Origin of the sequence: Vibrio sp. OPT46 (genome assembly GCF_015163535.1) — a bacterium.
In the GTDB taxonomy this organism is placed as follows: Bacteria; Pseudomonadota; Gammaproteobacteria; order Enterobacterales; family Vibrionaceae; genus Vibrio; species Vibrio alginolyticus.
On sequence record NZ_JADDYG010000358.1, the window covers coordinates 32450 to 42395 of the forward strand.

At 46.5% G+C, this 9946-nt stretch carries 9 protein-coding genes; 1 reads left to right on the forward strand and 8 read right to left on the reverse strand.

The genetic code is table 11. The features are described 5' to 3' along the window. The 8 genes from IQR33_RS16205 to IQR33_RS16240 all read right to left on the reverse strand — a co-directional run. The coding region (locus IQR33_RS16205) for a formate dehydrogenase subunit gamma (protein WP_193843862.1) at positions 1-971 on the reverse strand (971 nt) is incomplete at its 3' end. 14 nt (positions 972-985) lie between these two features. Beyond that, positions 986-1594 (reverse strand): formate dehydrogenase FDH3 subunit beta, encoded by a 609-nt coding sequence (fdh3B, locus tag IQR33_RS16210; RefSeq protein WP_005377536.1) that lies wholly within the window; start codon positions 1592-1594, stop codon positions 986-988. 11 nt (positions 1595-1605) lie between these two features. After that, complete coding sequence (locus tag IQR33_RS16215; protein ID WP_005377539.1) at positions 1606-4461, reverse strand: formate dehydrogenase subunit alpha; 2856 nt, start codon at positions 4459-4461, stop codon at positions 1606-1608. Positions 4462-4471: 10 nt separating this feature from the next. Next, complete coding sequence (locus IQR33_RS16220) at positions 4472-4672, reverse strand: twin-arginine translocation signal domain-containing protein (protein WP_005377542.1); 201 nt, start codon at positions 4670-4672, stop codon at positions 4472-4474. 73 nt (positions 4673-4745) lie between these two features. Further along, positions 4746-5372, reverse strand: coding sequence for a TorD/DmsD family molecular chaperone (locus IQR33_RS16225; protein ID WP_017820684.1), 627 nt, complete (start codon positions 5370-5372; stop codon positions 4746-4748). A gap of 9 nt (positions 5373-5381) precedes the next feature. Beyond that, positions 5382-7043 (reverse strand): 4Fe-4S dicluster domain-containing protein, encoded by a 1662-nt coding sequence (locus IQR33_RS16230; protein WP_053303070.1) that lies wholly within the window; start codon positions 7041-7043, stop codon positions 5382-5384. A gap of 308 nt (positions 7044-7351) precedes the next feature. Continuing rightward, on the reverse strand, positions 7352-7981 hold the full coding sequence (locus IQR33_RS16235; RefSeq protein WP_193837373.1) for a DUF3306 domain-containing protein: 630 nt from the start codon (positions 7979-7981) through the stop codon (positions 7352-7354). After that, the gene (locus IQR33_RS16240) at positions 7971-8435 is read right to left on the reverse strand and encodes a DUF3305 domain-containing protein (protein WP_005389514.1); all 465 of its coding nucleotides are present in this window, start codon (positions 8433-8435) and stop codon (positions 7971-7973) included. The genes IQR33_RS16235 and IQR33_RS16240 overlap by 11 nt, the downstream gene beginning before the upstream one ends. A 327-nt stretch (positions 8436-8762) precedes the next feature. On the opposite strand from IQR33_RS16240, the gene IQR33_RS16245 reads away from it, so the two are divergent. Further along, complete coding sequence (locus tag IQR33_RS16245; protein WP_017820681.1) at positions 8763-9587, forward strand: formate dehydrogenase accessory sulfurtransferase FdhD; 825 nt, start codon at positions 8763-8765, stop codon at positions 9585-9587. Positions 9588-9946: the final 359 nt, after the last annotated feature.

Below are 9946 nucleotides of genomic sequence, written 5' to 3' on the forward strand. Positions count from 1 at the left end.
ACTTCCTCATACCAAAGATCGTGATGCTCTTTCGCCCATGTTTCATCAACTTCACCTGTCACCATGCCTTCTAGCGCACCTTCCATACCGAATAGACCAATATAGATGTGGAAGATAAAGCCACAGATTAGAATCAGCGCCGAAATCGCATGAACTAAGTTAGAAAGCTCCATGTCACGGCGAGTTTGGCCAAAGATAGGAAAGTCCAGAACTAAGCCACTCACTGCCGCGATAGCACCAAAGAAGATTAACAACCAATAGATTGCCTTCTCACCACCGTTTGAGAAACCAGCTGACGGATGTGTGCCTTTGTGTTTACCAACCATACCGCCCATTTTCATGAACCAACGAACATCAGTCATGTTTGGAATCGACTTGCGCCACCATTTAAAGAGCACGAGCATCAGCAAAATGAAGAACAATGGTCCCATGTAATTGTGGTACTGCTTCGCCAACATGACGATAAAGCCCCAGAACTCAGTAGGAACATACGGTTTTAAGAAGTGCTTACCGTAAACCAGCATCAAACCACTGAATGCCAACGTTAAGAATGTAAACGCCATACTCCAGTGAAGCGCGCGGTCTAAACGAGACCAACGCTTCATTTTTTTACCAGTACGCGGCTTGCTAAGCATCAAAGGACCAACGAATACGTAAGCCATGATAACCATCGCGATACTGCCGAAAATCGCGATAGCACCAGCAGGAGACATCCATTTCTCTTTTAGAATGTACCAAGTCTCACCAGGTTTACTGATCAATACGCCATGTTCTGGCGATTGAGACGTGGTGTAGCCTTCTTGCCCCTCTCTGACTTCGCGCCAATAGTCTGCCCCGGCGAGTTGCGTGATCTCCTGTTGAATAACTTTAGAAGATTGTTCCTCTGCTGAAGTAGGCATTGCGAAAGTCAGCAGCAATGCCGTCATCATTGACAGCATTGCTAGAGATGCACGTTTAAGCGTGTTTAACATGTGCCTCTCCTTACTTAGCTTTTCGTCGCATCGTAAGAAAGATCGTTTCCGTCTGTCCAACCTGCGTTTTTCGCGCCGCGTTCTACCACACGTTGACGGAAAATGTCAGAGACTTTCTCTGCGTCACCCGCAAGCAGCGCTTTGGTTGAACAAAGCGATGCACACATCGGTAACTTGCCTTCTGCGATACGGTTCGCACCGTATTTTTGACGTTCTTCCTCAGAGCCAGGCTCTGTTTCTGGGCCGCCCGCGCAGAAAGTACATTTATCCATTTTGCCACGTTCACCAAACGCCTCTTGTTTAGGAAATTGAGGTGCGCCAAACGGACAAGCAAACAAACAGTAACCACAACCGATACACAGATCTTTATTGTGAAGAACGATGCCGTCTTCGGTATGTTCGAAACAATCAGCTGGACAAACTGCCATACAAGGCGCATCGGTACAGTGCATACAAGCAACAGAGATAGAGTTTTCACCAGCTTCACCGTCGTTTAGTGTTACCACGCGGCGACGTTGAATGCCCCATTCAAGCGCATCGTCGTTTTCGTTCTTACATGCAGTAACACAGCCGTTACACTCGATACAGCGTTTGGTGTCACATAGAAATTTCATTCGTGCCATTGTCAGACTCCTTACGCTTTACGAATGTTACATAGGGTTACTTTGGTTTCCTGCATCAAGGTAACCGGGTCGTAACCGTAAGTGGTTGCCGTGTTAGCCGATTCGCCAACAACGTAAGGTTGTGTACCTTCTGGGTATTTAGGGCGTAGGTCTTCACCTTCGAACTTACCGCCAAAGTGGAACGGAATGAACGCCAAACCAGGTTTCACACGACGTGTTACCATCGCTTTCACCTTGATTCGTCCTTTCTCTGCACCTTCAACCCAAACATCATCACCATCTCTAAAGCCAAGATCGTTCGCGTCTTTCGGGTTCACTTCAACAAACATTTCTTGTTGAAGCTCGGCAAGCCAAGGGTTTGAACGCGTCTCTTCACCACCACCTTCGTATTCAACCAGACGGCCAGAAGTCAGAACGATTGGGTACTCGCCCGATTTGTCTTGCTCTTGAATGGATTTATACAACGTAGGAACACGGAAGATTGCATCTTTGTCTTCCCAAGTTGGGTAATCCGTTACAAGGTCACGACGTGGTGTGTAAAGTGGTTCACGATGCAGTGGCACACGGTCTGGGAACGTCCAAACAATCGCACGCGCTTTCGCGTTACCAAATGGAATACAACCGTGCTTGATCGCGACACGCTGAATACCGCCAGAAAGGTCAGTCTTCCAGTTTTTACCCTCTGCTGCCACTTTCTCTTCAGCAGTTAAGTCGTCCCACCAACCAAGTTGTTTCAACAACTTGTCAGTGAACTCTGGGTAACCGTCTTTGATTTCACAGCCTTTCGAATAACTGTCTTCTGCAAGAAGGCTCTTGCCTTCAAATTCCACACCAAAGCGCGTACGGAAGTTACCGCCACCTTCTGCAACCGTCTTAGACGTATCGTACAGAATGTGTGTACCTGGGTGTTTCATTTCTGGTGTGCCCCAGCATGGCCAAGGTAGACCATAGGTTTCACCGTTGACAGGGCCACCTTCCGCTTCCAATGTGGTTTTGTGGAACGTATGCCAGTTTTGTTGGTGCGCTTTCAAACGCTCTGGGCTTTGGCCTGTGTAACCAATCGTCCACATGCCTTTGTTGAATTCACGCGTTAGGTCTTCAATCACCGGCTGGTTGTTTTCAACACGGATGTTTTTGAACAGAAGATCGGAATAGCCCAGTTTCTTCGAAAGCAGGTACATGATTTCGTGGTCTGGTTTTGATTCAAACAAAGGTTCAATCACCTGATCACGCCATTGTAGAGAGCGGTTAGATGCGGTAACGCTGCCGTGTGTTTCAAACTGTGTTGTTGCAGGAAGCAGGTAAACGCCGTCGGTACGGTCGTTCATTACCGCAGCAACCGTTGGGTATGGGTCCACAATCACCATCATGTCCAACTTCTGCATCGCTTTTTTCATCTCAACACCACGTGTTTGAGAGTTCACTGCGTGTCCCCAGTAGAACATTGCACGGATGTTTTCGCGTTGACGAATGTTGTCTTTGTTTTCCAGTACACCATCAACCCAACGAGATACAGGAATACCTGCACTGTGCATTGGTTTCTGACCGCTATAAGCGTTGTCATCGAAACGACCTTTGATCCATTCGTAATCGATTTCCCACACTTTTGACCAATGACGCCAAGCGCCTTCAGAAAGGCCGTAGTAGCCCGGTAGCGTGTCAGAGAGCACGCCAAGGTCGGTTGCGCCTTGTACGTTATCGTGACCACGGAAGATGTTTGCACCGCCGCCTGATTTACCAATGTTTCCAAGCGCTAGCTCAAGCACACAGTAAGCACGTGTGTTGTTGTTACCAGTAGTATGCTGAGTACCACCCATACACCAAACAATACAGCCCGGGCGATTTTCAGAAAGCAGTTTTGCTGTTTGGTAAACGTCTTCTTCGCTTACGCCTGTTACGCGCTCAACTTCTGCTGGCGTCCATTTCGCCACTTCAGCACGGATCTCATCCATACCGAATACACGTTGACGGATGAACTCTTTATCTTCCCATTGGTTTTCGAAGATGTGCCACAACACACCCCAAATGAATGCTACGTCAGAACCAGGACGAAGTGAGACATAGTGATCCGATTTTGCTGCCGTACGTGTACGACGAGGATCCGCTACGACGATCTTACAGTTGTTCTTCTCTTTTGCGATCAGAATGTGCTGCATCGCTACTGGGTGTGCTTCAGCTGGGTTTGAACCAATGAATAGCATCGACTTACAGTTGTGCATGTCATTGAAAGAGTTGGTCATCGCACCGTAACCCCAAGTATTCGCTACACCCGCCACGGTTGTTGAGTGACAAATACGCGCTTGGTGGTCAACGTTGTTCGTACCCCAAAGTGATGCCATTTTTCGGAACAAATACGCTTGTTCGTTGCTATGCTTTGCGCTTCCCAAGAAGTAAACCGAATCAGGGCCGGACTCTTTACGGATGTCCATCACCTTGTTACCGATTTCTTCGATCGCTTGATCCCAAGAAAGCTTTTTCCACTTACCGTTTTCAAGCTTCATTGGGTATTTAAGACGGCGCTCACCGTGGCCATGTTCACGCAGTGCTGCACCTTTTGCACAGTGACCACCGGCGTTAAATGGGTGGTCGAATGCAGGCTCTTGACCCGTCCAAACACCATTTTGAACTTCTGCGTAAATACCACAACCCACTGAACAGTGAGAACAGATAGTACGTTTTACTTCTGTTTTCGCTTCTGGATCGACTGATTTTGCTTGCGCTTTTTTCATCATTCCCGGTGCGAATAGACTAGCACCAACCACTGCGCCACCAGCGGCAAGCGAAGTGTTTTTCATGAATGCACGACGAGATACGCCAAGCTGGTTCGTTTCTTTGCTCACACTGTCGGAGCGTTTGACAAGTTTCATCCGTTATCTCCTAAAGTGTGTCGTAGTAATCGCGAATGTGTTGAGTTTCACGATACCCTTTCTTCTTCACGTCGTTTTCAGAAGGCTCAACCGTTTCTGAAGCAACGGCCACTTTCGTGGTTCCCGCAACAACAGCACCGGCAACGGCAGCGGTTGTGAAGCCTTTTAGGAGATCCCTACGGCTTGTGTTTATTTCTTTATTATCTTTCATCATTGCTTCCTTACCTTACGGTAGATCTTTGGAGACTCATGCCTCTCTATCGATATGACCAAGTACTGCTCGATTACTCGTAATCAGTGACGTTTTTCACATCAATTTTTAATTTGTTCTTACTGCTTTTGGTGTTCACGCTAAAGCGGACTTGCTCTAACGTTAAAAATGCATCGCAAAGCTGTGCAGCTGGCTTGTAGAAGTTCACGCTTTCGGCGCTCTCTAGTTGGCGCGTAAAAGATTGGAACCAAGGAGCAATGTGTTTGTTAAACACCGCTTGTTGAAGTTCTTCCTCTTCACCTGTCAGCATTGCCATCACTTCGCACAGTGCAGAAATATGGTCTTCAGGCTCTTTCACGTTCTCTTCTCGTTCGATGCCTAAAAGATCCAAATCGCGACGAATTTCCGCTAACGGTTTTTCCATCATCGAGCCAGTGCGATGCCAAGATCCGAATGGCACAACTTCACCACGTCCAATGCCAATAAACAGATCTTGATATTCTTCTTCTAACGCTTCTCGCTGCGCTTCGTTCGCGGCTTGTTGCAGTGCGAGCCAAGCTTTTTGCATCGCGCTCTCAGACGGTTCAATTTCTAGCGATTTCAGGAACGCCAGCATTTCATCACTAGGCGCACTACGAAAAAGTGCAGATAGAACGAGATAAATGTCTGTTCTCAGTGTTTGTTCTTGTTGTGTGTCCACTGCGAGCTCCTAGTATTTTAATTGTTTCATTGGGTCTTCTGCCATCGACTCAAACATGTCGATCACACGGCAGTCTTCACACATCGCGATACGATTGATCGCCGCTTCATCAGAGAAATGAGAGTGACCGCGTAACTTGTTTTGTAGCATGTCGATCATCGATTGCGGAGCAAAGGGCTTGTGACAACGAATGCACTCGGCTGCCTTTTCTTCATGAATCACAACCGCTTTCTGGCGTTCTTCTTTCACCCAGTTCATACGAGGAGTAAGCGTCAGCACTTTCTCTGGACACGCTTTCTCGCACAGCCCACATTGAATGCAGTCTTGCTCGACGAATTTAAGCGACGGAGATCGACCGTCCGTATGCAATGCACGTGTTGGACACACCGCCACACAGCTCATACACAACGTACAACCTTTACTTTCACAAGAGACTGTGCCGTAAGGTGCGTTCGCTGGAAGTTCAACAATGTTCTCAACTGGAATACGTGATGCGGACAACGCATCCAACGCCGTAAATAGACGCTGACGTTTGTTGCCTTGCAAGTCTCCTAATGCCAAATCAAAAGACTCGGTACAAAGTGTCGGAGCACCTTCACGTAGTGACTCTAGATACAGAATGTCGATGGTTTCTTTGGCGATACCAAGCTGACCGAGCAGCTCTTGAGCAATACCTACTTCGCTATTAAGCACACGAATAATGGTTTGAGGCATAAAACGTGAAGCCGCAAACAGCACCTGAGTAGCACCATTCACAAGCGCGGCGAACCAAGTATCAATACCAACCGAAGGCAGTTCTTCCACCACAATTGGAATCACATTATCTGGCAGTGCTTTTAGTGCCATCACGTTGTAGCTCTCGTGGCGAGAACTGCAAATCAATACGATAGGATCTAAACCACCCGCTTGCTCATAGTTGGCGAGCGTACGTTCAATAAACTTTTGCGTATCTTCAGGGTTTGGCAGTGCGTAATGAATCGCTTCTGTCGGACACGCTGTAGCACAAGTACCCACGCCTTGACATAGGTATGGGTTGATCTCGATGCGATGGCCCGTTTTGTCGCTGCCTTCACTCGATAGTGCCCCTGCCGGACAAGCATCCACACACCGTTCGCAACCTTTTACGCCACGAGAGCTGTGTGCACATAAATCGGTATCTAAACGGAAGAATTTCGGTTTATCGAACGTCCCCATTAAGGTTGGAATCTCTTCCAACGCTTCAGCCAGTTTCGGATAGCCACGACCTACTGGGTAGTAGCCCGGTACTGGGACTTCTTCCGACATGCAGCTGTTAAGGCAAAGATCGAGTACGATATCGAAACAATCGCTATTGATCGCGACCTTGGCAAGATTGTTGGTCGAACCATGATTTTCAATCAGAACTTCAAACGTACCTAAGAACCCTGAAACCTGAACCGAATTGGCGTAATAAAGCTCGGGATTTGTGCCCTTTTCGCCATCGGTAGAAAGCAGCGTTAGGCTGTTCATTTGCGACAATTGTACTGCCGCACTTTCGATGATTGCCGTTGGGCCCACAATCAAAGTGTTACCGCCGCTTTCATAGCTTACGGTTGGTGGAATAAGATTGGTCAACTCTACGGTATTTTCGAAAGCGTACAGCCTCGCTTTACCGTTATTGGAAGTTGCTTGTTCTAATAATTGTTTCAGCATTGCTCAATTCCATTTATGAACATGGATAGTCTTTTCCATCTCTTAGTGTAGTTAGCGCCGGAGATTCTGCTGATTAACTTATCAATGAGCATTCTTATTCCGCCGTCTACAGGCGATGAATACTACGCAGTGCGTCCGTACTAACTTCAACCAGATTGGTATTGAGCAACAGATAGCAAGTGTCATGCCAATAAAATATCAACTAAAAATCAATAGGTTATCAACTTTACTGACAAATAGTAGGGATAAAAAAACCGGTTGAGACATTTTGTCTCAGCCGGCTCATTGAGTGTTTAGTCAAAATGTACCTATTCTTTGTGTGGTATATTTTGTCTCACCTCGTTAGGCTGTGATTCTTCAGCAAAAGTATCACTTTCGCCAGGAACTGTATTTATATACAGTTCATTTTCATCTTGAGTAATTTGGCCACTTTTGTCGGTGTTTGACTCTGCGTCTTCAACTACCTCAGATGCGATATCGTTAGCGTTAAGCTCAGACCCTTGCGCAGTTTCAGCGTCTGGTTCGTCTTCCACTTTGTCTTTAACCCAATCACGCAGCGTCTCAGCGACGTCTTGAGAAAGTGACTTTAAGTTACTGTAATCATCATCGTAATCGTCTAGGCCGTCACGCACGTTAAATTCTTCGGACAAGAACATTTTGCGCAGCGCAGCTTTCTTGACGCTTTCTGAGGCTTCAGAAACCAGCAGTTGCGCCACAGACATTTCTTCGGTTTTTTCAGTATCTACACTCGCGGTAATGTCTGGAGCCTGACTATCCTCATTGACGTTCAAAGCATCTGAGCTTTCGTCAGCGTTTGAAAGCGCTGTGACACTATCTTCGGATTGCGCCGTCTCTGCTATCGGCGTGATCTCTTCATCATGTTGGGAAGATTCTTCTAACTTACGTTTCGACCAACGGCTTAAAAAACTAGTTGCCATTTGCTCTGCCCGCTCCTTTGCGTTTCTTACGTCTTACTTCTAACAACTCACCGTGGCGACCGATAAAGGCTTCCATCCAAGCCTGAACGGCTAACGGCATATCGTTAGATAGTACAAGGTTATCACCATCCATATATTGCGCCGCAACAGATTGTGAAGCCGTCAGTAACTGTATCGCTGGTTTTTCACCAGACTCGACGTTATCCATCACTAAAAAGAGTTTAGGTTGCTGAGAGCTTAAGTTAAAGCGGTAGTCTGTACGCTCGTCTTTATGTAATTGCAACAGACAAACATCTGGAGTCTCTTCCGTCGGATTCAGCGCAAATCCTGTCAACTGCCATTGGGTTGTCACCCAAATCCCTGTACTGATCTCATGCTCAACAAGCTCTACGCCGATTGGCCATGTATCCTCAGTCTTTTCGTAATTTTTTTCGAAATCTTTCTTATCCGACATAACTCACCCAGTCTTTCTATTTTTGGTCTGAAAACACACAGGACATTTTGCCCCCGTTTTCGACCATTTTTATTGTCTTCGAAGCAATAAACGCGCCAAGCTGATATAACTTAGTCTATATACTCCCTCAGGCTATAAGTACCAAACTAGACGAAACTCAAATGTATTGATGTGTCATTACTGCGAACTCGCAGTTTTAATGCATTGTTGACATAAAACCTCGCAATTTCTGTGGGAACCGCTATTTTGGAATGAGATTTGCTTTGCTAACCACTTAGCAAGCTAAATGCGTAGCAACCTAACGCTCTTAATCACTAGGACACGACTGTGCTGAAACCAAATATTATTAAAACCAGTGAAAATCCCCTGCAAACCATTGAAGTCGATGTGTACGACGAGTACGGCGAAAAGCTCACGAAGCAAATCGCTTGCGAGCGTCCTCTTACGGTCATGCTGAACTGGAAAGAAGTGGTCACGCTCATGACGCTAGGTTCGCGTCCAGAAGCACTAGTACTCGGTTATTTAAAAAACCAAAGCTTCCTGTCCGATCCAGCCGCGATCGAATCCGTTATTATTGACTGGGAAACGCATTCCGCAGCGGTGATTACTAAAGAAAACACTGAGCACTTAGAAGGCGCCCTGAAAAAGAAAACCGTCACCTCAGGTTGTGGCCAAGGCACTATGTATGGCAACGTGATGAAGCAGCTTGAAAATTATCAAGTGCCTCAAGTTCCTCTTAAGCAGTCAGAAATTTATTCTGCGCTGGAAGCGTTAACTCATTACAACGACACCTACAAAAAAGCGGGCGCAGTACACGGCTGTGCGGTTTGCAAAGGTAATGAAGTGTTGTCATTTGTGGAAGATGTCGGCCGTCACAACGCAGTGGATACACTTGCAGGTGAGATGTGGCTCAAAGAAGAAACAGGTGAAGATAAAATTTTCTACACAACTGGTCGCCTTACATCAGAGATGGTGATTAAAGTGGCTCAAATGGGCATTCCTGTTCTGCTTTCTCGCTCTGGCGTTACTCAAATGGGGTTAGATCTAGCGAAGCAATTTGGTATTACAACCATTGCGCGTGCGAAAGGTTTGCGCTTCCAAGTGTTTACAGGAGCCGACAAGGTTGAATTTGATGTAAAAGGCAACCAATAACACCTTTTCAGTGTAAACTAAAACCAATAATGCGGATTCACAGAGGATGTGGACTATGAATAATGACCAATTGTGGAATTTTCTGCTTACGCCCAGCGGTATCATGCTTTCTATGATTATTACCTTTGGCGTGGTCGGGCTCTATGCGTATATAACCGGTCAGTTTAAGGATTAAGGCCAAATATCAAAAAAGCCTCGCTAAATAGCGAGGCTTTTGCTTTTTAAACGCTTTGCGAGTAATTACGCGTCAACACCACGAGCTTTTAGGAACTCAGAGTAAGTGCCTTTAAAGTCTGTGATTTTACCATCGCGGATTTCGATAATACGCGTTGCTAGTGAGTCTACGAATACACGGTCGT

Excerpts from the sequence above, each read along its gene's own strand:
- IQR33_RS16215 (WP_005377539.1), bottom strand. The coding sequence starts at position 4,461 with ATGAAACTTGTCAAACGCTCCGACAGTGTGAGCAAAGAAACGAACCAG.
- IQR33_RS16240 (WP_005389514.1), bottom strand. The coding sequence starts at position 8,435 with ATGTCGGATAAGAAAGATTTCGAAAAAAATTACGAAAAGACTGAGGAT.
- IQR33_RS16235 (WP_193837373.1), bottom strand. The coding sequence starts at position 7,981 with ATGGCAACTAGTTTTTTAAGCCGTTGGTCGAAACGTAAGTTAGAAGAA.
- fdh3B (WP_005377536.1), bottom strand. The coding sequence starts at position 1,594 with ATGGCACGAATGAAATTTCTATGTGACACCAAACGCTGTATCGAGTGT.
- IQR33_RS16230 (WP_053303070.1), bottom strand. The coding sequence starts at position 7,043 with ATGCTGAAACAATTATTAGAACAAGCAACTTCCAATAACGGTAAAGCG.
- IQR33_RS16220 (WP_005377542.1), bottom strand. The coding sequence starts at position 4,672 with ATGAAAGATAATAAAGAAATAAACACAAGCCGTAGGGATCTCCTAAAA.